The organism is Streptomyces tauricus, assembly GCF_014650955.1.
In the GTDB taxonomy this organism is placed as follows: domain Bacteria; phylum Actinomycetota; class Actinomycetes; order Streptomycetales; family Streptomycetaceae; genus Streptomyces; species Streptomyces tauricus.
The window spans coordinates 118,193-142,461 of the sequence record NZ_BMVY01000018.1 but is presented as its reverse complement, the minus strand read 5'-3'; the positions used below and the strand labels follow the sequence as shown (position 1 = coordinate 142,461).

At 67.7% G+C, this 24,269-nt stretch carries 18 protein-coding genes and 2 pseudogenes; 11 read left to right on the top strand and 9 right to left on the bottom strand.

The window, feature by feature from the left end; genetic code table 11:
* Positions 1-4 precede the first annotated feature (4 nt).
* A complete protein-coding gene (locus IE278_RS25485; protein WP_189775574.1) occupies positions 5-1,822 on the bottom strand; it encodes an AMP-dependent synthetase/ligase in 1,818 nt (605 codons plus the stop codon).
* Between the two features lie 278 nt (positions 1,823-2,100).
* Here IE278_RS25485 and IE278_RS41850 point away from each other — a divergent pair.
* Together IE278_RS41850 and IE278_RS43420 are read left to right on the top strand one after the other, a co-directional pair.
* Positions 2,101-2,924 (top strand): annotated as a pseudogene (locus IE278_RS41850) (thiolase family protein); the annotation flags it as partial.
* Positions 2,917-4,432, top strand: a pseudogene (locus IE278_RS43420) (3-hydroxyacyl-CoA dehydrogenase family protein); the annotation flags it as partial. The pseudogenes IE278_RS41850 and IE278_RS43420, both read left to right, overlap by 8 nt.
* Here the strand turns inward: IE278_RS43420 and IE278_RS25470 are convergent.
* Positions 4,423-5,106 carry a TetR/AcrR family transcriptional regulator gene (locus IE278_RS25470; protein ID WP_189775572.1) on the bottom strand — a complete coding sequence of 228 codons (684 nt, stop codon included), beginning with the start codon at positions 5,104-5,106 and terminating at the stop codon, positions 4,423-4,425. The pseudogene IE278_RS43420 and the gene IE278_RS25470 overlap by 10 nt on opposite strands.
* Before the next feature lie 138 nt (positions 5,107-5,244).
* Here IE278_RS25470 and IE278_RS25465 point away from each other — a divergent pair, with 138 nt between their 5' ends.
* The 8 genes from IE278_RS25465 to IE278_RS25430 all read left to right on the top strand — a co-directional run bounded on the left by IE278_RS25465 (position 5,245) and on the right by IE278_RS25430 (position 14,818).
* Positions 5,245-6,474: an oxygenase MpaB family protein gene (locus IE278_RS25465; protein ID WP_189775571.1), complete on the top strand. Its 1,230-nt coding sequence runs from the start codon at positions 5,245-5,247 to the stop codon at positions 6,472-6,474.
* Between the two features lie 309 nt (positions 6,475-6,783).
* Positions 6,784-8,007: an oxygenase MpaB family protein gene (locus IE278_RS25460; RefSeq protein WP_189775570.1), complete on the top strand. Its 1,224-nt coding sequence runs from the start codon at positions 6,784-6,786 to the stop codon at positions 8,005-8,007.
* A 250-nt stretch (positions 8,008-8,257) separates the two neighbouring features.
* The gene (locus tag IE278_RS25455) at positions 8,258-10,564 is read left to right on the top strand and encodes a molybdopterin cofactor-binding domain-containing protein (protein ID WP_189775569.1); all 2,307 of its coding nucleotides are present in this window, start codon (positions 8,258-8,260) and stop codon (positions 10,562-10,564) included.
* 24 nt (positions 10,565-10,588) lie between these two features.
* The gene (locus IE278_RS25450) at positions 10,589-11,065 is read left to right on the top strand and encodes a (2Fe-2S)-binding protein (RefSeq protein WP_189775568.1); all 477 of its coding nucleotides are present in this window, start codon (positions 10,589-10,591) and stop codon (positions 11,063-11,065) included.
* Positions 11,066-11,100: 35 nt separating this feature from the next.
* A complete protein-coding gene (locus IE278_RS25445; protein WP_189775567.1) occupies positions 11,101-12,147 on the top strand; it encodes a porin PorA family protein in 1,047 nt (348 codons plus the stop codon).
* A gap of 140 nt (positions 12,148-12,287) precedes the next feature.
* A complete protein-coding gene (locus IE278_RS25440; RefSeq protein WP_308434938.1) occupies positions 12,288-12,605 on the top strand; it encodes an SDR family oxidoreductase in 318 nt (105 codons plus the stop codon).
* A gap of 284 nt (positions 12,606-12,889) precedes the next feature.
* Entirely contained in the window at positions 12,890-13,885 is a 996-nt protein-coding gene (locus IE278_RS25435) for an NADP-dependent oxidoreductase (RefSeq protein ID WP_189775566.1), read from the top strand.
* Between the two features lie 66 nt (positions 13,886-13,951).
* The gene (locus IE278_RS25430; RefSeq protein ID WP_189775565.1) at positions 13,952-14,818 is read left to right on the top strand and encodes an alpha/beta fold hydrolase; all 867 of its coding nucleotides are present in this window, start codon (positions 13,952-13,954) and stop codon (positions 14,816-14,818) included.
* A gap of 650 nt (positions 14,819-15,468) precedes the next feature.
* Here the strand turns inward: IE278_RS25430 and IE278_RS25425 are convergent.
* Complete coding sequence (locus IE278_RS25425; protein ID WP_213089742.1) at positions 15,469-15,609, bottom strand: hypothetical protein; 141 nt, start codon at positions 15,607-15,609, stop codon at positions 15,469-15,471.
* Between the two features lie 161 nt (positions 15,610-15,770).
* Between IE278_RS25425 and IE278_RS25420 the strand changes: the two genes are divergently transcribed.
* Positions 15,771-16,358: a TetR/AcrR family transcriptional regulator gene (locus IE278_RS25420; RefSeq protein WP_189775564.1), complete on the top strand. Its 588-nt coding sequence runs from the start codon at positions 15,771-15,773 to the stop codon at positions 16,356-16,358.
* A 1,133-nt stretch (positions 16,359-17,491) separates the two neighbouring features.
* Here IE278_RS25420 and IE278_RS25415 read toward each other — a convergent pair.
* The 6 genes from IE278_RS25415 to IE278_RS25390 form a co-directional block, all read right to left on the bottom strand.
* Positions 17,492-17,653: a hypothetical protein gene (locus tag IE278_RS25415; RefSeq protein ID WP_189775563.1), complete on the bottom strand. Its 162-nt coding sequence runs from the start codon at positions 17,651-17,653 to the stop codon at positions 17,492-17,494.
* Positions 17,654-18,801: 1,148 nt separating this feature from the next.
* Positions 18,802-19,653, bottom strand: coding sequence for a class II fructose-bisphosphate aldolase (locus IE278_RS25410; protein ID WP_189775562.1), 852 nt, complete (start codon positions 19,651-19,653; stop codon positions 18,802-18,804).
* A gap of 95 nt (positions 19,654-19,748) precedes the next feature.
* Complete coding sequence (locus tag IE278_RS25405) at positions 19,749-20,699, bottom strand: DMT family transporter (RefSeq protein WP_189775561.1); 951 nt, start codon at positions 20,697-20,699, stop codon at positions 19,749-19,751.
* Positions 20,696-21,688, bottom strand: a complete 993-nt coding sequence (locus IE278_RS25400; protein ID WP_189775560.1) for a BadF/BadG/BcrA/BcrD ATPase family protein — start codon at positions 21,686-21,688, stop codon at positions 20,696-20,698. The genes IE278_RS25405 and IE278_RS25400 overlap by 4 nt, the downstream gene beginning before the upstream one ends.
* A gap of 49 nt (positions 21,689-21,737) precedes the next feature.
* Positions 21,738-22,901 (bottom strand): SIS domain-containing protein, encoded by a 1,164-nt coding sequence (locus IE278_RS25395; protein ID WP_189775559.1) that lies wholly within the window; start codon positions 22,899-22,901, stop codon positions 21,738-21,740.
* Entirely contained in the window at positions 22,898-24,193 is a 1,296-nt protein-coding gene (locus tag IE278_RS25390; protein ID WP_189775558.1) for a D-tagatose-bisphosphate aldolase, class II, non-catalytic subunit, read from the bottom strand. Before IE278_RS25390 ends, IE278_RS25395 begins: the two co-directional genes overlap by 4 nt.
* Between the last annotated feature and the right edge of the window lie 76 nt (positions 24,194-24,269).

Sequence of the window (24,269 nt, the reverse complement as noted above, 5' to 3'; positions counted from 1 at the left end):
TGCCTTACGTGTACATCGACTTGATCGTGGCGGCGTGCAGTTCGTCGATGGCACGGCGCCGCAAGCTCAGTTTGGGCGTCAGCTCACCGCTCTCGGCAGTCCAGGGACCGGCCAGCACAAGATGCTTCTTCACCTGCTCCGCGCGGGAGAGCACCGCGTTCGCCTCGGCAACCGCCTCGTCCAGGGCCGACAGCACCACCGGGTGGCGGGACAGCGCTTCCAGGTCGCACCCGTCGATCCCGTTCGCCCTGGCCCAGGCCGGCGCCATGTCCTCGTCGAGCACCAGCAGGGCGGTGACGTAGCGCCGTCGGTCACCGATCGCGACGGCCTGAGCGACCAGTGGATGCGCCCTCAGCAGGGTTTCGATCCTGGTCGGGGCGATGTTCTTGCCGGCGTCGGTGATGATGATCTCCTTTTTGCGGTCGGTGATGGTGACCAGCCCTCGTGAGTCGACCGTTCCGACATCGCCGGTGGGCAGCCAGCCCTCGGCGTCGGTCGCGCTCTCGATGCGGCCATCGGCCTGCAGATAGCCGAGGAACACGACAGGGCCGCGGACGAGGAGTTCACCGTCACCGGCCTCCCGCACCTCGATCCCCGGCCCGGCCCGGCCGACCGAGCCGAGCGAGAACACCTCGGGTGTGCTGACCGTCGCCGCGCCGGTGGTCTCACTCAGTCCCCACACCTCGTACACCGGCAGTCCCACACTCGCCAGGAACTCCAGGACCGCGGCGGGAATCGGGGCCGCGCCGCTGAAAGCCCTGCGGCAGTCTTCGAGTCCGACGGCCTTTCGCAGGGGCCTCATCACCTGCTCGTCAAGCTGCTCCAGCGGCTCGACGAGCCCGATCGGTATGTCCTTGCCCTCGGAACGAAGGCGATACACCTCAAGAGCGATCTTCTGGGCCTGCGCCACCGCCTCGCTCTGCTGTTCGTCAAGGGTCGCCAGCCTCGCCTTCAGGCCGGCTGCGAGCTTCTCCCACACCCTGGGGACTCCGAAGAGGCCCTGCGGGCGCACCGTGAGCAGTGCGGACAGGAACTGGTCGGGTTCCGGGCATATCGTGACGTGGCCCGCGTTGCAGATCGGCATGTAGATCCCGAGCACCCGCTCGGCGATGTGTGCCAGCGGCAGGTACGCGACCGACCTCGGATGCTCCGGTACGGGGACGAGCTGGTCCTGCATCAGGGACTCGTGGATCACGTTGCGGTGCGAGAGCACCACGCCCTTCGGGGCACCGGTCGTGCCCGAGGTGTACACCAGGGCCAGCGGCTGGTCGGGGGTGACGGCGTCCGTGAGCGCCTCGAAAGCGGCGTCATCGGGCGGTACCGCGCCGCGGACGGCGGCGTAACTGACCAAACGCGGGTCATGCGGCGGCGCGGCGTCCCAGTCGAGGACGACGACGGCGCGCAGATTCGGCTGATCCTGCAGGATCGGCTGCCAGCGCTCCAGCTGCTCCTTGCCCTCAAGGACGAGGATGGTGGCCGCGCTGTGACGGGCCACGGCTCCGATCTGCTCGGTGCTCAGCGTGTCGTACGTGCTGCACGGCAGGACGCCGACGTGGATCGCGGCCAGATCGGTAACCCAGTGCTCGGCCCGCTTGGACATCGCGACAAGCATGCGGTCGCCCCGTTTGAGCCCGAGGGCGGTGAGACCGCGGGTGAGAGCGGCGACCTCCGCGCGCAACTGCGACCACGACAGCGTTCCGGCATCCGGACCGATACCAGTAGTCAGCGCCGGACGCTCGGCGAACCGCTGGGCGTTGCGACGCAGTAGTGCGGGGATCGTCAGCCCCTCGACGGACTCGTACAGCTGCTCTGCTGTGGCCACGGCGGGCTCCCTCCATCACGTGAGCGGATTCCTGGGCGGTCCCCACAGTGAACCGCTCTTGGCTTTGAGTCAACAGATAGGACCGCAGGCGATATCCATCGCCGCCCGGGCCGCGCCAATGTCGGCAACCAGCTGCCCGTACACGTTTTTTGACGGCTGCTCACTCTGTTGATACATGGCCAATAGAGCCTCTTACTTGTCTCCATCAGAGTCATCGGCACCGAGAGTGCCCGGACCGGTGGGGAATCGCCCGCCGTCGGAGAGGAAGCGCAAGAACCGTGGCCGAAGCATTCATCTACGACGCGATCCGCACCCCGCGCGGCCGGGGCAAGTGGGGTTCGCTGACCACGTCAAACCGTTGTCACTGGTGACGAGCCTGATCGGGGAACTGCGCCGCCGCCACCCGGAGCTGGATCCGGAGCGGCTCGACAACGTCGTACTCGGCATGGTCTCCCCGGTCGGAGACCAAGGCATGAACATCGCCAAAGCGGCGGCGCTGGCGTCTGGACTACCGGACCAGGTGGCCGGCGTCCAGCTCAACCGGTTCTGCGCCTCAAGCCTGGAGGCGGTGAACACGGCCGCGCAGAAGGTGCGTTCAGGTGGGGAGCAGCTGATGATCGCGGGCGGTGTGGAGTCCATGTCACGTGTGCCGATGGGCAGCGACGGCGGCCCCATGGCCGCGAATCCGGAGACCGCGTTCGACACGTACTTCGTGCCGCAGGGCATCGGTGCCGACCTGATCGCGACCATCGACGGTTTCTCGCGCGAGGACGTGGACGCGTACGCCGTCCGGTCCCAGAAGCGGGCCGCGCACGTGTGGTCCGGCGGTTACTTCGCGAAATCCATGGTTCCGGTCCCAGACCGCAACGGTGCCACGGTGCTCGCCCAGGACGAGCACCCGCGCCCCGAGACGACGACAGCGACGCTCGGCAAACTGAAGCCCTCGTTCACCGGCATCGGCGCGATGGCGGACTTCGACACGGTGGCCCTGCAGAAGTACCACCGACTGGAGCGCATCGAGCACGTCCACACACCGGGCAACTCCTTTGGCATCGTGGATGGTGCGGCCCTGGTCCTGGTCGGCACGGAACGGGCATCCCAAGGTCGCGACAATGCTGCCGACCCTCCCGGCGCACCTGCGCAAGCAGCTGAAGGGGAGCAACCTGCGGGCACCGCGCGACATCCTCGACGCGGCCGTGGAAAGCTCGCAGGTCGACCTCGACGCGGACAGAAGATCGAGACCGGTTACCTCGTCGAACTCATGACGGGGTCAAGTCTCGACCAACATGATGCAGGCTTTCTTCTACGACTTGCTGCCCACTATGTCCGGTGGCAGCCGTCCCGAGGGCCATCCCCACCACACCGCACACCGGGTGGGTGTTCTGGGCGCCGGCATGATGGGTGCCGGGATCGCGTACTCCTGTGCCCGCGGCGGCATGCCCGTAGTCCTCAAGGACGCTCCTGCGAGGCAGCGATGACGGGCATGGGCTACTCCGAGCAGCTCCTCGCCAAAGCCGTGGCGCGCGGTCGGCTCTCCCGGGCGGAAGCCGACGAGATCCTCGCGCACATCATGCCGACCGCCGATCCCGCGGACCTCACCGGGTGCGATCTCGTGATCGAAGCCGTCATCGAGGACCCGGACCTCAAGCTGCGGGTCTTTCGTGAGATCGAGGACGTCGTCGTGCCGGACGCCGTACTGGGGTCCGACACCTCCACCCTGGCCCGTCACCGGGCCGGCGAAGGACGTCAGGCGTTCGGAGGACTTCATCGGCCCGCACTTCTTCTCCCCGTTGACAAACGTCGTCGTGCCGGACGCCGTACTGGGGTCCGACAAGGTGCCCCTGCTGGAGATCATCACCGGGGAGAAGACCAGCGAGCGCACCCTGGCGAAGGCCATCGACACAGCGCACCAGATCGGCAAGACGCCCGTCGTCGTCAACGACGGCCGGGGCTTCCTCACGAGCCGGGTGATATCCGAGTTCATCGACGAGGCGGTAGCCATCGTCGGTGAGGGCCTGCCTCCCGCCTCGGTCGAACAGGCCGGCTAACAGGCGGGTTGTCCCGCGCCGCCACCACAGCTGCTGGACGAACTGACCCTGACCCTGCCGCGGAAGATCCCGGGAGGAGACCAAGGCCGCGGTGCTGGCCGAGACGGGACAGTGGCACCCGCACGGTTCGGGACCGGTCGTGGACCGCATGATCGACGAATCCGGGCGGAGCGGGCGCTCCGCGGGCGCAGGGTTCTACGAGTACATCGACGGTCGGCGGACAGGACTGTGGCGCGGCTTGTACGAGCACTTCACCGCAGGGGGACGTGAGATCCCGCTCGAGGACATGAAGGAGCGGATGCTCTTCGCCGAAGCGCTGGACGCGGTCCGATGCCTCGACGAAGGCGTGCTCCGCTCGGTGCCCGACGCCAACATCGGTTCCCTTCCGGGCAGCGGCTTTCCCCCGTGGACCGGCGGGGTCCTGCAGTACGTCAACGGTTGTCCCGGCGGGCTCCACGGCTTCGTCGTCCGGTCCAGGGAGCTGGCCGGACGGTACAGGAAGCGGTTCGAACCGCCGGCATCCCTGGTGACGATGGCAGAGAAAGGCGAACGCTACGGGTGAGGCGAGTGCGGTGGACCGAGCATCGGGACGAGGAACTGCCGTGCCGCCGCGCGTACCTGCTCCTGGTCGTCGAGGTCGAGCACATGGCTCGGGATGATCAGGAACGACGCGGACACCCGGACCATCATCTCGGCCAGCATGTCCACGTCCACGTCGCCGGAGAGGTTGCCCACCGACTGTTCCTGGCGCAGCCGTGACGCGACGAACTGCTGCACCACGCTCAGCGTGCGGCCCTCGTCACTGGTCATGGACGGCACGAGGGCGTCCGGTTCGGCGGCGATGAGACCGCCGATGAGAGGGTTGCGGCGAACGGCCCGCAACGAGCTCGCGAACCCCAGGACAACCCGGTCGGCGACGGTCTCGGCATCGCGGACGTCCTCGATGAAACGGTCGAAGTAGCGCCGGAACTCGCGCCGTACGACCTGCTCGACCAGCTGGTCCTTGGTGGCGAAGCGACGGTAGACGGTGATCCGAGAGACACCGGCCTGCCGCGCCACGTCCGTCATGGTCGAACGTTTGATGCCCATGCGGCAGAACTGCTCATAGGCGGCGTCGAGCAGGCGAGCCGACGTCTCGTCGTCCCGGTCGGCACCGTCGACGGCCTCGGTGAACGCGATCTCCAACACGGACGGAGTACCGGAAGGCCGCCTGGCAGCCGACAGGACGGGTTCCATATGCGCCTCCCTGATTCGGTACAGCCTATGGCGTTCGCATCGCACATGTGCTCCCCTGATGAAACACAGAATCATAAAGCGTTTCATCGTACCAACCCACGCAGTGGTGTTGGAGAACTCAAGGAGGAGTTCGAAGCAATGGAAGGACTCAGCAGGCGCAGGATGTTGTTCGCGAGCGGGGCTCTGGGAGCGTTCGGAGCGCTGAGCATGGCGTCGCCGACCCACGCACGGTCCCTGTGGACGTGGGCGCCGAGCGGTTCGGTGGCGGGCAAGGGAGCGGGACTCGACCCGGAATGGGTCTGGGACGAAGAGGTCGACCAATTGGTCGCCGCCGTGATCCAACGCGGCGACGTACCGAAGGCCAACGAAACGCTGCGCACCTGGAAGCGCAACGACCAGCCGCTGCCGGCCGGACTCCCCGCGGACCTGCGCGACTTCATGGAGAGGGCCCGCCAGCTCCCGTCCTGGGCGGACCGGGGCAAACTTGAGTTAGCGGCCGCCTTCAACAAGTCCAGGGGCCTCTACCTCAACCTGCTCAACGGAGTGGGAGGCGGCATGCTGAGCACCGCCATCCCCCGCGAGGCACGCGCCGTGTACTACTCCAAGGGCGGCGCCGACATGGAGGACCGTGTCGCCAAGACGAGCATGCTCGGCTTCGCCGTCGGGGACCTGAACGCGTACCGGCCCGACGGCGACGTCATCGTACAAGCCGTCAAGACCCGCCTGGTCCACGCCGCCGTACGCCACCTGCTGCCGCGGTCCCCGGGCTGGGAGCAGACCAGCGGTGGCCAGCGGATCCCGATCAGCCAGCAGGACATGCTGGTCACCTGGCACAGCCTGCCCACCTATGCCATGCGGAAGATGCTTGGGTGGAAAGTACCCATCACGTCGGCCGAATCGGTGGCCTATCTGCATGTGTGGCAGGTGACCGCACATCTGCTCGGCATCCGGGACGAGTACATCCCCGCCACCTGGGACGCGGCCAACTCGCAGTCCGACCAGGTCCTCGACCCGGTCCTCGCCCCCACGCGCGAAGGTGTCGAACTCACCGACATCCTACTGCGCCAGCTCGCCGAGCAGACCAGTCCCGGCGGCATCGACCGTCCGCTCGTCAACGCGCTCGCCCGGTACCTGGTCGGTGACCAGGTCGCCGACTGGGACGGCATCCCTCGTGAGCCGTTCTGGGAGAGGGCGATAGAGACCGCCTGGCCGAAGCTGGTCGCCTTCCGCGAGAAGCTGATACCGCTGCCGATGGTGCCGCCGCTTGCCTGGACGATCGACGAGGCAGCCCGCAAGTACATCCTGTTCTACCTCACCAAGGGCCAGGGAACGCACATCGAGATCCCCGAGACCAACCGCCCCGGTTGAGGAGAGACGGCACCCGCGCGCGCAACGACTCCGGATCGGCAGGCGGCAGACGGCAGACGCACGCGACTGGACACAGAAGCGTCCGAGCGGTGCGGCGGAAGCGGGCAGGACACCGTCCCGCAGATCCCGACGCCACACAGGACGTAGGGGGTTCGCGCACCAGCGTGAAGACCCGCTCGACACCCGAACGCGTGAGGGCCCGCCGCCGCCCGTACCGACATCCGGGGCCGGCCCTCACGCGGGAAGACGCAGCACACCCCTCTCACCCCGTAGCGAGCATCAGCAGGAATCAAGGAGGAGTTCAGAGCAATGGACGAACTCAGCAGGCGCAGAATGTTGATCACAGGCGGAGCACTCGGAGCGCTCGGAGCACTGGGGGCGGCGACACCTGCGGGCGCACGGTCCCTGTGGACGTGGGCGCCGAGCGGTTCGGTGGCGGGCAAGGGCGCGGGACTCGACCCGGAATGGGTCTGGGACGAGGAGGCCGACCCGGTGTTGGCCGCCGTGATCGAACGCGGGGACACGGCCAAAGCCAACGAGGTGCTGCGCAAGTGGACCCGCAACGACCAGCCGCTGCCGGCCGGACTCCCCGCGGACCTGCGCGACTTCATGGAGAGGGCCCGCCAGCTCCCGTCCTGGACGGACCGGCGCAAGCTCGACGCCGCGGCCCAGTTCACCAAGAAGAAGGGCATCTACGCGGGCGCCCTGTACGGACTGGGCAGCGGACTGATGAGCACCGCCATTCCCCGGGAGGCGCGCGCCGTCTACTACTCCAAGGGCGGTGCGGACATGAAGGACCGCATCGCCAAGACCGCCCAGCTCGGGTACGACGTCGGGGACCTGGACGCCTACCAGCCGCAGGGTGGAATGATCGTGACCGCCGTGAAGACCCGGCTGGTGCACGCCGCCGTACGGCACCTGCTGCCACAGTCCCCGGGCTGGTCCCAGACCAGCGGCGGGCAGACGATCCCCATCAGCCAGGCCGACATCATGGTCACCTGGCACAGTCTCTCCACGTTTGTCATGCGCAAGCTGATCGACTGGAGGGTTCCGGTCAGCTCCACCGAGTCCGACGGCTTCCTGCACGTGTGGCAGGTCACCGCGCACATGCTCGGCGTCCAGGACGAGTACATACCCGCCTCCTGGAACGAGGCCAACGCTCAGGCCGCACAGGTTCTCGATCCCCGGCTCGCCGCCACCCCCGAGGGGAAGGAACTGACCGACGTCCTCCTCGACATCGTCGCCGAGCTCGACGCCGGTCTCACCCGGCCCCTGATCAACGCCTTCGGCAGGTACACACTCGGCGACCGGACCGGCGACCTGATCGGACTGGACAGGGAACCTTTCTGGCAGCCGCTGATCGCCGCCGCCTGGCCGCTGCTGGTGGCCTTCCGCGAAGGACTCATCCCCCTGCCGCTGGTCCCCCAGGCGGCCTGGGCCGTGGAAGAGGCCATCCGCAAGTTCGTCCTGCTCTTCCTCGCCGAAGGACGCGGCATCCACCTTGAGATCCCCGACACCAACCGCCCCTCCTGAGTGACGTCCGGCATGCCCGGCGCGGGGGCACGTCATCAGCGGCGTACCACCGCGGCAGCCCCACGCCCCGTCCGTACTCACTACGACGGCCCGTGCCACCCGGGCCCGTCAGCTGAACTCCCCGACCATGAACCCGAGATGGAACGATGACGACACTGCACAGTGATGGGACGACCCGGGCGTTCTACGCCGGGCTGCCGTCCACGGACAGCCATCCGCCGAACCCGCGATACACGTGGGGAGGCCGTCCGTGACAGGTACTGATCGCTCGGCACGGCAGGGAGCCGGCCCGGCACCCCTCGCCAGACGCCGGTTCCTCGGTTACGTGCTGGCCGCTCCGACGCTGACGGCCGCGGCGGAACTCGTCTCCGCGCCCGGAGCGCGGGCGGACATTCCCTCACCGGAGATCACCGAACTGATCGATCTCAACGACGTGATGACCGCGGCGGCCCTGCCGACCTCCGGTCTGATCACGGTCGAGGTGAACAAGGACGGCACCGTGTCCTTCGCGTTGCCGCGTGCCGAGGTGGGACAGGGCATCACCACGTCGACTGCCATGCTGATCGCCGAGGAACTCGATGTGCCCCTGGAACGGGTGCGCGTCACCCTGGCCGACGCACGGCCGGAACTGCTGTTCAACCAGCTCACCGGCGGATCGAACACGACGTTCTCGACGTACACCCCGATCCGTATCGCCGCCGCCATCGCCCGCAGTCGGCTGCTCCAGGTGGCGGCCGCCGACTGGGGAGCCCCGGTCGGCGAACTGGCTCTGAAGGCGGGAGTCGTCACCGGCCCCGGCAACCGGAGAGCCGACATCGGGACGTTGTCCGAAAGGGCCGCGAGCGTACGGACCGAACAAGTGGCTGTGGACCTCAAGCGGCGCGAACAGTTCACTGTCATCGGAAAACCGCACGGCCGCGTAGACGCCCTCGCCGCAGTCACCGGACGCAAGAAGTTCACGCTGGACCTGGACGTCCCGGACGCCATGCCAACCATGGTGTGCCGTCCGCCGACGATCAACGGCAAGGTCGGATCGGTGTCCAACCTGCCCTCGATCCGCTCCATGCCCGGTGTCACCGACGTCGTCGTGGTGTCGACCGGGGTGGCGGTGCGCGCGGCCACCTTCGGACGGTGTATCGACGCCGTACGCGCCTTGAAGGTGTCGTGGAGGGCGGGGAGCGCGGAAGGCAAGTCCGACGATGTGGTGCTGGAGGAACTGCGAGCGGCCGAACTGCCCCTCGGACTTCCGCCGCTGACGCCGTGCGTGGAAGGCAGGTTTACCTTCCGCTTCCGCAGCAACAGCGCACTGGAGCCGAACTGCGCGATAGCCGACGTCCGCCCCGACCGTGCCGAGATCTGGTCGAGCCTGAAGGCACCCATCGTCGCGAGGGAGGCCATCGCCGCCAAGCTCGGTCTGCCGCTGCGTTCGGTGACCGTCCATGTCACCGAGGGAGGCGGTTCCTTCGGCCGCAAACTCTTCTTCGACGCCGCGTTGGAGGCGGTCGAGGTCTCCCGGAAGATCGGCAAACCGGTCAGGCTCATGTGGCATCGCGCTGACGACTCCCGCCAGGGCCGCACCCATCCCATGGCGATCTCCCGTGCGCTGATCGCCTACCTCGGCAACACCGTTCTCAGCTATACCCAGCGGCACACCAGCGTCTCCACGGATCTCGGCCACGGCCTGGGAGAGATCTTCACAGCCCTGGCGGCGAGACTTCCGGTGGGCGACATCGGATTCTCGGAGCTCTTCTTCCAGCTCTCCCAGTCGATGCCGTACAACTTCGGCTCCAACAGCCGCCTCCTGAGCGAGACCGACAAGGGCTTCAACACCGGCAGCATGCGCAACGTCTACTCCCCCGACGTCACCTGTACCCGGGAACTCCTCATCGATCAAATCGCCGCCAGGATGGGCAAGGACCCCTACCGATTCCGGCACGACTTCCTGCGGGACGACCGCTCCCGCGCGGTGCTGGACAAGGTCGCCGAGGTCGGGAACTGGGGCCGGAGCATGCCGGCCGGTACGGCTCAGGGCATCGCCTTCCACTCCGAGTACCACGCCGCCAGCGCGGTGCTGGTGGAGCTCGACTGCCGCCCGCAGACGGTCGACCGCCCCATCCGCGACGGTGTCGCCGGCCCTCGCGTCACCAGAGCGGTCATCGCCGTGGATGTCGGCCTCGCGGTCAACCCGCGTGGTCTGGAAGCTCAGATGATGGGCTGTCTCATGGACGGCATCGCGCTGACCCTGACCTCCAGCCTGCACCTGCGCGACGGACATTTCCTGGAGGCCAGTTGGGACAACTACTTCTACACCCGGCAATGGAACACACCACCCGAGCTGAAGGTCGTCATCATGCCGACCGGTACCGGTGAGCCCGGCGGTGCCGGAGAACTCGGCGTGGCCGCGTCGATGGCCGCGGTCGCCTGTGCGTACGGCCGTGCCACCGGAGCCATGCCCACCGACTTCCCCATCAATCACGGCACCCTCTCCTTCACACCCAAACCCACCGTCCCACCCGTCCCCGCGTCACCCACCGACGGCTTGAACCATGTCCGCTGATGTGCGTCGAGAGCGAGAGTTTCCATGCCTGAGCACACGTTCCGCCTCAACGGCGAGCAGGTCACCGTCGACGCCGCGGACGACGAGCGGCTGCTGTGGGTCCTTCGCGACATCCTCGGCGTCACCGGACCGAAGTACGGCTGTGGCATCAACGTCTGCAAAGCCTGCACGAGCCACCTCAACGGCAGGGCCGCCAACCCGTGCGCCATTCCCGTGGGCGATCTGCGGCCGTCCGACGAAGTCACCACCATCGAAGGGCTACCGGCCACGGTGGGAGCGGACCTCCACCCGATGCAGGAGGCATGGCTCGACCAGGACGTGGCCCAGTGCGGCTACTGCCAGCCCGGCCAGATCATGGCCGCCGTCGCCCTGGTCCGCCGCGTCAAGGAGGAAGGCCGTTCGGTCACCGAGGCCGACCTGGACGGCATCCGCAACATCTGCCGCTGTGGCACCTACCCCCGTATCCGTGAAGCGATCAGAGCCGGCGCCGAGAACATGTGACCGAAACCGTGCCCAGAACAGGAAAGGAGGAATTCGTGTCCGCTCATCGTTCGTCGACCGTGCTCATCACCGTGGCCGTCGTCCTGGTCGCTGTCGCGACAGTCGTCCGCTTCGTCCTCGCCCCGAACGCCACGAAGCTGCCCGATGACACCGACCCGACGGTGCACTACGCGGGTGAGGCCATGATGCTGGACAGCAAGGCCCTGCAGTTCGGAGACACCGCCCACGCACTCAAGTCGGGCATCCCCATCACCGTCGACCGCCGACTACAGGTCACCTCCACCCACGGCGACACAGCCGTGCTCAAGGACGCCACGACGATCCACCTCGGCAAGCAGTCTCTACCCAGCGTCAAGACGTACGCCCTCGACAGAGAGAGCAGACGGGGAACGTCACCGCCGGCCTCGAAGTCCGTGGAACCGTCGCGCGGAGCGCTGAGCTCCGCCTTCCCCCCGGATGCCGCGCAGGACAACTCCTACAGGTACTACGACTCGCTGACCCGCTCGATCGTGCCGATCCGCTACACCGGAACCGCGAAACGTGAAGGCCGTGCGGTGAACGTCTACACGATCACCGTGTCGGCCCCGGTCAAGGACCCCGCGGTACTCAAACCGCTCCCGCCCGCCCTGCCGAAGCGGCTTGTCACGAAACTGCGGCCCGAACTCGGCTCCACGGCCCGGGCCCGTCTCACCCCCGCAGCGCTGTCCGCTCTGCCGAACCCGGTGCCGATCGCCTACCAGGGCCGCTCGACGCTGGTCGCCTACATCGACCAGCAGACCGGCATCGCCATCGACCAGACGGTGAGCAGAACCGTCGTGGCGAGCACCACCGTCGGCGATGAACCGACATCTCTGATGCCGGTTTCCTCCTTCACGTTCGGCGTGACGCCTGCGAGCGTGAGGGAACTCGGCGACAAGGCCGACTCGGCCGGGCTGCTGCTGACCCTCCTGACCGACGTGACACCACTCGTCCTGCTCGCCGTCGCTGCACTCCTCCTGATCCATCTCCTGCAAAGGAGGACGCGCCGGCCGGACGCCCCCGCATCGCAGAAACCGGCTCTCGGGGAAAGCACCACCACGTGAAGATGTGTCAAATGATCGGCTGCGGCTCTCTTCCGGTAATTGCGAAAAGTCACGTGAAGAACGGACCTGGCTGAGCCATACAGACACCCGAACGGACCCTGGTTCCCGCCCTGGGAACGCGCTCACGCCCGGATGTCGACGTGCGGTCCGAGCAGCGCACGTTACTGCAGGTATTGGGCGTCATATCCTGTCACCATCGGAATCAGAACCTCGCCGTGACGTGCCGCAAGCAGGGCATCCGCACCCATGCCATCGCACCCGCCCCGCCTACCGGCATCCGCGTGAATTCCGCCCCCGCCGGCATCGGGCCAGCCCTGATCAGAGTTCTGATCGGCGTGAACAGCGGCTGCCTCGGCGGCGCGGACGAACAGGCCGCGGCGATCACGTTCCTGGCGTCCGATGCCGCCTTGTTCGTCAACGGCGCCGTCCTGCCTGTCGACGACTCGGCCGCGGTCTGACCACCCGGGCGCACCGAGCAGATCCACACGAGGCCCTGGCCCCGCCCCCAGCACACACAACGGCCCTCCGAAACGGGTGACGCTGTCCTATTCGGCCCTCTCGCGGCGCCCGATCGGCATGTGACCGCTTCCCATGGGGACCTCCCTTGACATTATTTCTGAGTGCACTCATAGTTGAGTGTGCTCGGATTGATGGAGCGGGGTGAGACCCCGTATGCCGCACCGGGTTGGTCGATCAGATCGCAGACACCGATAAATCAGACAAATTTTAGGAGTGGCGCCCCATGAGAGCGTTCGTTGTCACCAAGTACAAGGAGCCGCTGCAGGAGGCGGACGTCCCCGAGCCCACCGTCGGGGAGCACGACGTGCTGGTCCGGATGGAGGCCGCCGGGCTGAACCCACTGGATGAGAAGATCCGCATCGGTGAGTTCAAGCAGATCCTGCCCTACGAGCTGCCGCTGGTCCTCGGCAACGATGTCGCGGGCACTGTCATCGGCGTCGGGACGGCGGTTCGCGACTTCAAGCCCGGAGACGAGGTCTACGGTCGGCCCGACCAGGACCGCATCGGCACCTTTGCCGAACGCATCGCCGTCGCGGAGGGCGACCTGGCGCTGAAGCCCGCCTCGATCAGCATGAATGAGGCCGGCTCGCTGCCGCTGGTGGCGCTCACGGCGTGGCAGGCGCTGGTGGAGCGCGGGAAGGTGCGGCCCGGGCAGAAGGTTCTCATTCATGCCGGCGCCGGCGGGGTCGGTTCGATCGCGATCCAGCTCGCCGCGCACCTCGGCGCGCACGTCGCCACGACCGCCAGCGCTTCCAACGCGGACTTCGTGCGCGCGCTCGGCGCGGACACGGTGATCGATTACCGCACCCAGGACTTCGAGCAGCTCCTGACCGGCTACGACCTGGTGCTGGACAGCCTCGGTGGGGAGACTCTCGAGAAGTCCCTGCGGGTGCTCAAGCCCGGCGGCAAAGCCATCGGGATCGCCGGTCCCCCGGAGCCCACTTTCGCGCGCGAGGCCGGCCTGAACCCGCTGCTGCGCCTGGCGGTCGCCGCCCTGAGCCGCAAGATCCGCATGCAGGCGAAGAAGCTCGGGGTGACGTATGAGTTCCTGCTCATGCGCGCCAGCGGCGACCAGCTCCGCCAGATCACCACTCTTGTCGACCAGGGCGTGGTGCGTCCGGTCGTGGGAAAGGTGGTCGGCTTCGACCAGACCCCGCAGGCGCTGCAGTCCCTGTCCCAGGGCGGCATCCGCGGCAAGGCCGTCATCGGCAGCGGCTGACCTGCCCCAACCGCGACGGGCGACACGAAACACACAGCGACCCAGAACACGCAAGGAGAATCCGTCATGAGCAGCACCGACACCCCGAACGAAGCCGTCATCACCTCCTACGCGAAGACTCCGGCCCGCACCGTCAGTGCCGGTGGCGTCACCTATGCCTACCGCGAGCTGGGACCGAAGGGCGGCATCCCCGTCGTCTTCTTCGTCCACCTCGCCGCGACCCTGGACAACTGGGACCCCCGCATCATCGATCCCATCGCGAAGGGCCGTCACGTCATCGCCTTCGACAACCGCGGTGCCGGGGCGTCCACCGGTCAGGTGCCGGACAGTGTCGAGGCGATGGCCGACGACGCCTACACCTTCATCAGAGCGCTCGGGTACGACAAGGTCGACGTCTTCTCCTTCTCCCTTGGCGGCATGGTCGCCCAGGCTCTGGTGGTGAAGCACCCCGAGCTCGTCCGCAAGCTGGTCCTCACCGGCACCGGGCCCAAGGGCGGCAAGGACATGGACAAGGTTGCCAGAATCACGTACTGGGACATCCTGCGCGCCACCTTGACCCGTTCGGACCCCAAGGAGTTCCTGTTCTTCAACCGCAATGCCACCGGCAAGGCCGCCGGGCGCGCGTTCGTCAACCGGCTCAAGGAGCGCACCGTCGACCGCGACGCGGAGATCAAGACCAAGGCGTTCCAGACGCAGCTGAAGGCGATCAAGAAGTGGGGGCGCTCCGCACCCGACGACCTGTCGACGATCACGCAGCCCACCCTGATCGCCAATGGCGACAACGACCGCATGGTGCCGTCGGTCCTGTCGGAGGACCTGCACCTGCGCATCAAGGGCAGTGAGCTGATCATCTACCCCGACTCCGGGCACGGCGGCATCTTCCAGTACCACGACCGGTTCGCCCCCGTGGCGGTCAAGTTCCTCGCCCCATGACAACCGCTTGTCCAGGAAGAGAAAGGCAAGGTCATGAACGCGTCACCGGCCGTCACGCCCCTGGAAGTGGAGAAGCCTCTCGTCTCCTCGATCCTGCTGTGGGTGCGCACCGACCAGCCCCGCCAGACCGGCATGAACCACTGGAAGGGCCCGCACTCAAGGATCATCTCGCCACCCCGGGCCTTGACGAGTAACGGGGGATCCACCTCGCCGAGCACAACCCAGGCCGATGGCCGGCCACCGACGGGGTCCGGACTGCGATCCCCGCCGACCGGAAGATCGACGGCGTCGCGGAAGTCACCCTCCAATCGGCGCTCGCACCTCTGAAAGGGCGCGAGCAGACGAAGCCGGTCTACGCCGACGAGATCAACGTGTTCCGCCGCGCCCTGCTCTACGCCGGCCCGCCGAACTCATTCCGCTGGTACGACGTCGCAGACCCCGGACAACCGGTCGGTGCCCGCGCTCTGATCTACCTGCGCCGCAGGGACGGCGCCGGCACCTTCCGGAAGTTCGTCAACGAGCAGCTCTCTGTGAAGCAATGCGTCCGCACCACACTTCCCCACCCTTTCGCACCGCTGTCGCCGTCTGGCACCCGTCACACATCCGAATCCGTAGCCGGAGCCAGCCATGAGCGAGTACAGCACCATCCACTACGAGCACACCTCACCGCAGATCGCGAAGATCACCTTCGCCGACCCGCCCGTCAATCTCATCAGGGCGTCTTGGACGAGGTGGGTGCCGATACCGCCATTGCCGCCGGTGACGACGACTGCTCCATCGAGGGAGAGCATGGGTTCCTTTTTTCCAAGGAGGATGCGAGGTACGTGGCCACGCACGGATGGAGCAGCGACACGCCGCCCCGCGATGGAGAATGAACGGAGCCGCATCCGCGCCCACACGATACCAAGTACAATCATAAATGATTACAGTCAGAATCTAGGAGGGCACCGCCATGCCTGTCGGACGGCGCGAGCGGAACAAGCAGGAAAAGCTCGACCGCATCGTCGCTGCCGCCAGTGAACTGTTCGCCGAAAACGGCGTCGATGAGGTCACGACCCAGCAGATCGCGGACAAGGCCGACATCGGCACCGGGACCTTGTTCCTCTATGCCAAGACCAAGGGCGAACTCCTCCTGCTCGTGCAGAACGCCAAGTACGCCGAAGCACTCGAGCAGGGCCGGGCGGACGCCGAGACCGTCCCAGGCGTGCTGGACGCGGTGCTGGCGATCGTCCGGCCGATCGTCGAGTGCAACCGCATCCAGATCGACAACGGACGCACCTATCTGCGAGAGATGGTCTTCGGTGACCCCGAGGAGCCCCGGCACAGCGAAGCACTCGCCATCGTCGTGCAGACCGAGGAGGCCATCGCCGCCGTGCTGCGCCGAGACGATCGGGTCGCAGAGCGCGACGCCGCGACGCTGGCACACATCGTGTCCGCCGTGATGTTCCTCAGCATGGCGGCGAGCGTGAACATCGCCTTGAGCGTCGAGGAGATCATGCAGGACATCCAGGGAAAGATTGAGGTCCTGATGCCCCGCTGAAGCGCAGCCGGCCTCAGGTCCAGGCGACCATCCGGGTGGTCCTCGGCTGCGGCACAGCCCTCATCCTCAAAGGACAGGTCATCCGGCCGTTGCTACCCATACCGGCATGACTGGACGGGTGGGGCGGCCGGCCGGAGGACTACCGCCACCGGGCGCTGCTGAGATTCCGAAAATGCCCACCTACGTGGCGTCGAGTCCCCGTCGCACAGTCCCTCTCCGCAGGATTCCGGATCGACGCCCATGTGCTGCGGTCAGGGCTTTGTGGGTCGATTCGACACTTCAAGGGCACCTTCGACGTGAAGATGCCGTCCTACCGCGTCGTGCGCGGTGCATATGGCCAGGTCGGGGCGGCAGTAGGGCTGCCGGCAACCTGGCAGTCGTAGATGACCGCCCCACCACTCGAACGCCCGCCCAGTCGTGGTCCTGGCACTGGAAAATGTGCCTGACCGGCCTGGCAGCAGGCCTGTCGCTATGGTTCCCATCTGCCTGGTTGGGCACCACCGCAGCTCTGGCAACAGCTGGCGTCAACGCCCTCGTGTACGCCCTGGCCGAAGGGCTGCTCAGCTCAGCCACCCGCCGCATCAGCGACAATCCCGCACCGGCGAGCGCACTGAGATGGTCCTTCGACGGACGCGCGCTGGCTCTTGGCCTGCTCGCAGGCCCGGCCGTCGGACTCGTCCTACTCCTCATGGACACCATGCCCGCACTGCTGAACAGCGCGCACTTCTCCCTCGCCGACCACCCTGGCAACTACATCTACTACGCCGCCCTGTACGGCCTCGGTGTCGGGCTTGCCGCAAGCCTGAACGTCCATCCCGCTGACGAGGGCACATCGCAAGACCCCGCAACATCACTCGCTCAGGACCACAGCACGTTTCGCAGGCTGGTCTCGATCACAGCGGTCGCAGCCGGTCTCGGATTCACCGGCATCTACACCGTGTCAGCCCTGGGGTCGGGTGACCTGGCTCTCGCCCCGGGCAGGCCACCTGGTACGGACCACCCGATGGAACATCTCCCACTCGTCCTACGGGCTCGCGTATGCCCTTGCCCTCGGGACCGCCGGCGTCACCGTCGGACCGGCGACCGCCATCAGCCGCACCGCCTGGTGGCCCCACGCCCTCACACGGGCTTACCTAGCCCTGAGATGCCGACTCCCCTGAGATCTCCCAGCCTTCCTCACCGATACCCACGAACGGCGCTTCGTGCTGCGCCAGATCGGGGCCGTCCACCAATTCCGCCACCAGGACCTGCGGCACCATCTCGCCGCGCACCCTAACCAGCCGTGTCAGCCCCATTGCCGAACCGGAGGAACCCGGCAACCAGCGGAGCCTCGTGGTGCGCAGAGCCAGCGAGACCCTTTCGACCTGACGTCGAGGTCAGCAATCCGCCTCAGGCTGATCTTGTAGTGGGCTTGCTTCGCAAGCTCCACTGCGGCACCAAAAGGATCATCAACGTCAAGCTCCTTCACCACGCGCCTGGCATCGGACAGTGACCACAGCGTCGAGACCTGCGGCTGCTGCCGACTCACGATGTACAGGTGCAGCAGCACCGGACATCACGCCACGGTCATCGGAACATGCCGCGCTCACCGTGCTGTGGTCCGCACTGAACAGGCCCTGGTTGCGCCCAGTGGTGCAGCCGAGATGAGGTCTACGAGTACGTGAACGGCGCGTACGGCCCGACGGGGCCGGCCGATACCGCTGCAGTTCGTCTGGGCCGAACTCAACGTCGCCAGCAGCGCGCCGCGGCCCGTCAAGCGTTCTTGCCGCGCCGCGGACTGCGATGCGCGGGTGTCGGGTCGATCCCGGAATCCTTCAGGATCTCCCACACGGTGGAGGCGGCCACCGGCCCGCCCAGGACGAGCAGCTCACCGTGGATGCGCCGAGATCCCCACCTGTGGGCACCCGTACTGTCCGTCCTGGAAGCAGACGCGGAGCACCCAGGTCTCGCAGAACACGTAGGACAGCTCGAAGCCATCCACACACTGGATCTCGACTACCCGGCCATGCCGGTCGTGGCACGCATGCGCGCAGACGGCGTGCCGGCAGGCATCGCCGCCGCCATCCACGCCGCACGCCACCTACTCCACCCGGGAACAGACGCACTCATGGCCCCTGTAACCCCCAAATCGTACGAAACACACCGCGTGCCCTACCTCGATCTCAACCGGTAAAAACCACCAGCCCGAAGCGCGAACGACAGGCCGCCCTGGTCTCCGGAAGCTTTCACCGACCTGGAAGACGACGTACGGCAGTCCATTCGCCGCATCGAGGTGAACCCGTTCGCGCCGCACACCGGCTCCGTGATCAGCAGGCTGCGGACCTGACCTACCTCGGTACGGCAGATGTGATCACCAAGCCCCGCTGAGGTCCACGACGTCTCACCCGCTACCGTGCGCCGGCTCGTTGGGCGACATCAGGTGCGGGCAAAGCTTCGGCCCCGCTCAGCCACTCACCACACCGAGTAGGACCCGGACCGTCTCCGCCATCGCCTCGCGGCCCTTGGCGACGTAGGGGCGGGGGTCGGTCAGGTCGGGGTGCTCCGCCAGCGTCTCGCGTACCGCGCCGGTGAACGCGACGTTGAGAGCGGTACCGATGTTGATCTTCACAATGCCCGCCCGTACGGCTTGGCGCAGATCGTCGTCGCCGACGCCCGACGAACCGTGCAGCACCAGAGGTACGGGGACGGCCTTCCGCAGGCGTTCGATGAGCGCGTGGTCCAGGGTCGCGGAGCGTTCGGTCATCGCGTGGCTGCTGCCGACGGCGACGGCCAGGGCGTCCACGCCGGTGTCCGCGACATAGCGCTCCGCCTCCTGCGGGTCGGTGCGTACCCCGGCCGCGTGGGCGCTCGCGGGGGCGTCGGGCTTGCCGCCCACATAGCCGAGTTCGGCCTCCAGCCACAGGCCGGCACCGTGGGCCCACCGGACCGCGGCGCGGGTGGCGGCGAGGTTGTCGGCGTACGGCTGCGCCCCGGCGTCGAACATCACGGAGGAGAACCCCGCGTCGGCCGCCGTGCGCAGCAGCTCCATGTCCGTCACATGGTCCATGTGCAGTGCGACGTCGACGTCACAGGCCTTGCCAACCTCTGCCGCAGCCCGCGCGATCGGCCCGGGCCGGCCGCCGTGGAACCGTATGGCGTTCTCGCTGATCTGCAGGATCACCCCCGGGGCGCCCGCCGCGGCTGCGCCGGCGATGATCGCCTCGGCGTGCTCCAGCGTGATCACGTTGAACGCGGCGACGGCCCGGCCTGCGGCGGCGGCCTTCGAGACGAGGTCACGCGTGGGAACCAGGGGCATAAGGATGTCCCCTCGCTTTCATGTCGGTTCGGTGGGTACGGGCCGGTGTCGGCCCGTACCGCTACGGGGTTCGGCCGGGCGGGATGTGTGGACGATCAGGACTTCTGCGGGGCCGCTCTCACGTCCGCGCCGTCGTCCGCCGCCCCCGGGGCCACGGAACTCTCGCCGCTCTTCTCGTCGCTGTAGACCATGAGGGTGGAGCCGGCGAGGGCCAGCACGATGCCGAGGGCGCCCCATACGTTGGGGAGCCTCTGGTAGACCGCCAGGGACAGCACGATGGTCAGCACCGGCGCCAGCGCGTTGGTGACGGGGGCGACCACCGTGGCCTTGCCCCGGCTGAACGCCATGACCAGGAACAGCGCACCGACCGCGTTGAGGACCTGCGTCACCGCGGTGAGCGCGGGCGCCTGCCACGGGGCGTCGGAGGGGAAATCGCCCATCATCACGAACGCCACCGGCACCAGCAGCAGTCCGCTGATGGTCATCCAGCCGAAGGTCGTCGCGTCGTTGACCCCGACCACCGCGGCCTTGCGCATACAGAATGCCTGCACGCCCCAGGCGACGCAGATCACGATGGCCATCAGCAGCCATGGGCCGTGCGAGTTCGAGTCGTCCTTGCTGCTGGGAATGCTGAACAACACGATCGCCGCCAGCGCCGCGACGACACCTATGAGGGCGAGCCGGTTGATCCGCTCACGCAGCAGCGCCATCGCCATGATGACGGTGACCACCGGGGAGAGGGAGACCAGGGGGAAGATCAGGTACGCCGGGCCGTTGGCGAGCGCCTGGAACAGCAGCAACTGTCCGCCTGCGCCGGTCAGTCCCGCGATCAGTCCGTACACCGCGGCGATCGGCCGGCGGTCGAAGGTGTGGCCGCGCATCGCGAAGTACGCGGGGATGAGCATCGTGCAGGCCCAGATGATGTAGATCATCTCGTTGGGATAGCCGTACCTGCTGTTCGGCTCGCTCGAAAAGGCGCCCCACACACCCCAGAACAGGATCAGCAGTGACGCGTACACGATCCAGCTCTTCGTACCTGTGTTCATCGGTCGTCCTCTCCTGAGGCAGGGGTCCCGGAGGCCATGCGCAGCGCGTCGAGCGCGGGCTGGTCGAGCGGGGTTCCAGCGAGTTTCGCCGCGTACAGAGCGGCACCTACGACAGGCTCGTAGAGAGGGTGTCGCAGCTCGTAGTGGGTAGGACGATTTTTCAGTCCGGAGGTGAATGCCTCCAGAACCATGTGGGCGCCGAAGGTGCCGCCGGAGTAGGAGACCGGTACGGTCTCGTCCGGGCCGAACTCCAGCCGTTCGCGGGTGACGTCGACGAGCAGGGCGAGTTCCCGGCCTGCGTCGGTGAGGATCTGTGCGGCGACCGTGTCGCCCAGTGAGGCCGCCTCGGCCACCGAGCGGCTGAGCGCGGCGATCCGGCTCCGGTCGCCCTGCCACTGGTTGTGGACGACGTCGATCACGTCGAGGTCGGACGCGAGACGCAGGTGGCGCCGCAGCACCTCGGCCAGGGGGCCCTCGGGGAGCCGCCCATCACCCATCCGCGAGAAGGCGTTGAGGCCACGGATCGCGATCCAGTGCGCCGATCCCTCGTCGCCGAACATCTCGCTCCAGCCACCGATGCGCACGCCTTGGCCCAGCCGCTCGCCGTAGGTCATCGAACCGGTGCCGCTGATGACGTTGATGCCGTCGACCGCGCCCAGCGAACCCGCCCAGCCGCAGACCATGTCGTTGTCGCAGGCGTAGCGGTCGTGCCCAAGCACCGTTCGCGGGGTCGCGTTCAGGACGGGCAGATCGCGGGCCGCCTCCCCGTAGCCGGGCAGCCCGAAAAAGGCGTACTCGATGTCGGCGGGGGCCAGATCGGCCGCCGTGCAGACGGCCTCGACGCCTTCCTTGAGCACACGTTCGACCAGCTCGATTCCGTGGGAGAAGTAGTACGAACTTGCCGCCTGCGCTCGCGCCACGACGTGTCCGGACCGGTCGACCATGCAGAAGGCGGTTTTCGTACCGCCACCGTCGACACCCAGGAACATCGTTGTACCTCCGTCCGGCGCCCTCGATCCGCGCCGTCGATGCTTTTGATCAGTGCTGCAAGGAGTGCAAGGTCACGCCCTGCACCACGCGGTTGATCTCTCCCGAGGGGAAGGGGTTGTCAGGCCGCAGACCCCGGGCCAGGGAGGCGCGCAGGGCGATGAGCTGGGCGTACACCACGGCGGACAGCGCCAGGGCGACATCCTCGACGCCGTCGAGGCCCGGCAGCGGCCAGGCGTCGGCGCCTGAGCCCTGCGTTCCCGCGCCGGAGTCCGCGGAGACCGTGACGACACTGCCGGCGGGCAGATTTCCGCACAGCTCCGCATAGATGTCCTGGTCGTACTTGCGGGTGTACGGGTCGTTCGACATGTACACCACCGCGACCGAACGGGCGTTGAGCACCGCCTTGGGACCGTGCCTGAATCCCAGCGCGGACTCCGCGACGGCCATGAGCGTCCCACCGGTGAGTTCGAGCACCTTCAGCGCCGACTCCTCGGCGAGGCCTTTGAGCGGGCCGCTGCCGAGGAAGACGATCCGCTCGGGTTCGCTCTTCAGGAGGGCGCCGACCGTGCGGTCGACAGCGCTGCTCTCGGTGATCGACTCGGCTGCCCGGGCCAGGCGTTCGGCGACGCCGTCGTAGGCGCTGCCGCCCAGGGCGAGCAGCGCCGCGAGCGTCATGCACGTGAAGCTCGACGTCATGGCGAAGCCGCGGTCGTTGGACCCCGGCGGCATCAGCAGCACGTGTGACTTCGGCAGCTCAGCGTGTTCGCGCGCCAGGCGGCCCTGCTCGTTGCAGGTGATCACGAGGTGGTGCACCTCGGAGAGAACCTGGTCGGCCAGAGTGGTGGCGGCCACGGACTCGGGGCTGTCACCCGACCGCGCGAAGGAGACCAGCAGCGTGGGCACGTCCTCGGCGAGACAACCGTGGGGGTCGGCGACGAGGTCCGTGGTGGGGACCGCGTCGACGCGCCGCTTCAGCCGCCGGGCCAGGGCGGGCTGGAGCACCTGGCCGGCAAAAGCGGAGGTGCCGGCGCCGGTGAGCACCACACGCAGGTCGCCGCGGGCGATGAGCGGACGCAGGAAGGCGTCCAGCGAGTCCCGGGAGGCCGTGACGATCTTGTCGACCTCGCGCCACAGCGCGGGCTGCTGGGCGATCTCGCGGACGGTGTGGGCAGCGCCGTCGTCCGAGGACAGCGTGCCGAAGGGCGGGGTCACACGTGCTCCTTCTGGTTCGGGTGGCAGGCGCGGTCGTAGTCGCGCAGAACGTCGCGGACGTGGTCCACAGCCAGGTCGCGCGGCCGGGCGGCGAGCTCGCCGTGGCGGACACGGGCGTACTGGAGCGGAAGATGTGCGCTGAGCAGCGGCAGGGGGATGTCCACGGCCGAGAGGTTGGCCAGCAGCCGGGCCTGGGCCTTTTCGATCTCGGGGTCGGGCCAGTAGTAGCGCATCCGGTCGCTGTAGCTGTAGCGGCGCGCGAGGCGCTGCTCGGCGGCGCCGCCCGGGTAGTAGCCCTCCCATGTGGCCGGCTCGGCGAGCATCCGCTGCTCGACGACCTCCACAAGCCCTGACCGCTCGGCGGGCGGCACCAGTTCGTCCTCGATCGCGGCGAGGGCGAACAGCGCCTCGCGCAGGGCGAAGGTCAGCCCGGGGCCCACCTTGAGGACCGCCCAGTGGTCCTCGACCAGCGCGGTGAGCGCCTCGGCGGTCTGGTAGTCGGTCGAGTGGGCCTCGTAGACCATGGTGGGCTCGTCGTCGAGGACCTTGCGCAGTACCTCGGTCAGCTCACGCCGGTAGTCGACGACCTGAAGGTGGTCGAACTCCACGGCCGGCTGGACGACGAGGGCCATGACACGCGGCCAGACCTCGTCGATGCCATGTCGGGCGAACGCCTTGCGGTGCTGCTCCAGCGTGGTGCGCGCTGCCTCGGGCGTGGTCGGGACGAGAGCGCCGAGCGTCTCGTGCGCGCCGCCGGGCGTGGGCACCTCGGTACCGATCACATACCGGATCCGCTCGGCCCGCTCGGGGCCGGCCGCCTGTTCGGCCACCCGGATCAGCCGCGCCGCACGTTCGGCGACCACGTCGTCGGTCAGCGGAACGGGATCACCGGCACATGCGAAGCTGCAGTCCAGGTGGATCTTGGTGAAGTCCGCCGCCACGTAGGCGGCGACCAGGGCGTCGGCCCGCTCCATCGCCTCGTCGGGCGTCAGGGACTGCCACCGGTTCGGTCCCAGGTGGTCGCCTCCGAGGATCACGCGGTCCAGTGGCATACCGCTTTCGGCGGCGATGCCGTCCACGAGCTCGCGGAAATCCGCGGGCCGCATGCCCGTGTAACCCCCGTACTGGTCGACCTGGTTCGAGGTCGCCTCCACCAGGACGTGACCGCCGGAGTCCCGTGCCTGCATCACGGCTGCCTCGATGACCAGCGGATGAGCCGAACACACCGAGGTGATGCCCTGCGGCTGTCCGGCCTTCTGGCGCCGGACCACCTCGCTCAATGGGCTCTGCATTGCCAACCCCTCACTCAACGCGCCTCTCAAGCCAATGTGCTGGCATGGCCTGCGGTTGGTTTCGGACAGTACTGGT

Excerpts from the sequence above, each read along its gene's own strand:
- IE278_RS25390 (WP_189775558.1), bottom strand. The coding sequence starts at position 24,193 with ATGCAGAGCCCATTGAGCGAGGTGGTCCGGCGCCAGAAGGCCGGACAG.
- IE278_RS25435 (WP_189775566.1), top strand. The coding sequence starts at position 12,890 with ATGAGAGCGTTCGTTGTCACCAAGTACAAGGAGCCGCTGCAGGAGGCG.
- IE278_RS25415 (WP_189775563.1), bottom strand. The coding sequence starts at position 17,653 with ATGGGGCTGACACGGCTGGTTAGGGTGCGCGGCGAGATGGTGCCGCAG.
- IE278_RS25430 (WP_189775565.1), top strand. The coding sequence starts at position 13,952 with ATGAGCAGCACCGACACCCCGAACGAAGCCGTCATCACCTCCTACGCG.
- IE278_RS25425 (WP_213089742.1), bottom strand. The coding sequence starts at position 15,609 with ATGCTCTCCCTCGATGGAGCAGTCGTCGTCACCGGCGGCAATGGCGGT.
- IE278_RS25460 (WP_189775570.1), top strand. The coding sequence starts at position 6,784 with ATGGACGAACTCAGCAGGCGCAGAATGTTGATCACAGGCGGAGCACTC.
- IE278_RS25400 (WP_189775560.1), bottom strand. The coding sequence starts at position 21,688 with ATGTTCCTGGGTGTCGACGGTGGCGGTACGAAAACCGCCTTCTGCATG.
- IE278_RS25465 (WP_189775571.1), top strand. The coding sequence starts at position 5,245 with ATGGAAGGACTCAGCAGGCGCAGGATGTTGTTCGCGAGCGGGGCTCTG.
- IE278_RS25450 (WP_189775568.1), top strand. The coding sequence starts at position 10,589 with ATGCCTGAGCACACGTTCCGCCTCAACGGCGAGCAGGTCACCGTCGAC.
- IE278_RS25410 (WP_189775562.1), bottom strand. The coding sequence starts at position 19,653 with ATGCCCCTGGTTCCCACGCGTGACCTCGTCTCGAAGGCCGCCGCCGCA.
- IE278_RS25420 (WP_189775564.1), top strand. The coding sequence starts at position 15,771 with ATGCCTGTCGGACGGCGCGAGCGGAACAAGCAGGAAAAGCTCGACCGC.
- IE278_RS25405 (WP_189775561.1), bottom strand. The coding sequence starts at position 20,699 with ATGAACACAGGTACGAAGAGCTGGATCGTGTACGCGTCACTGCTGATC.
- IE278_RS25470 (WP_189775572.1), bottom strand. The coding sequence starts at position 5,106 with ATGGAACCCGTCCTGTCGGCTGCCAGGCGGCCTTCCGGTACTCCGTCC.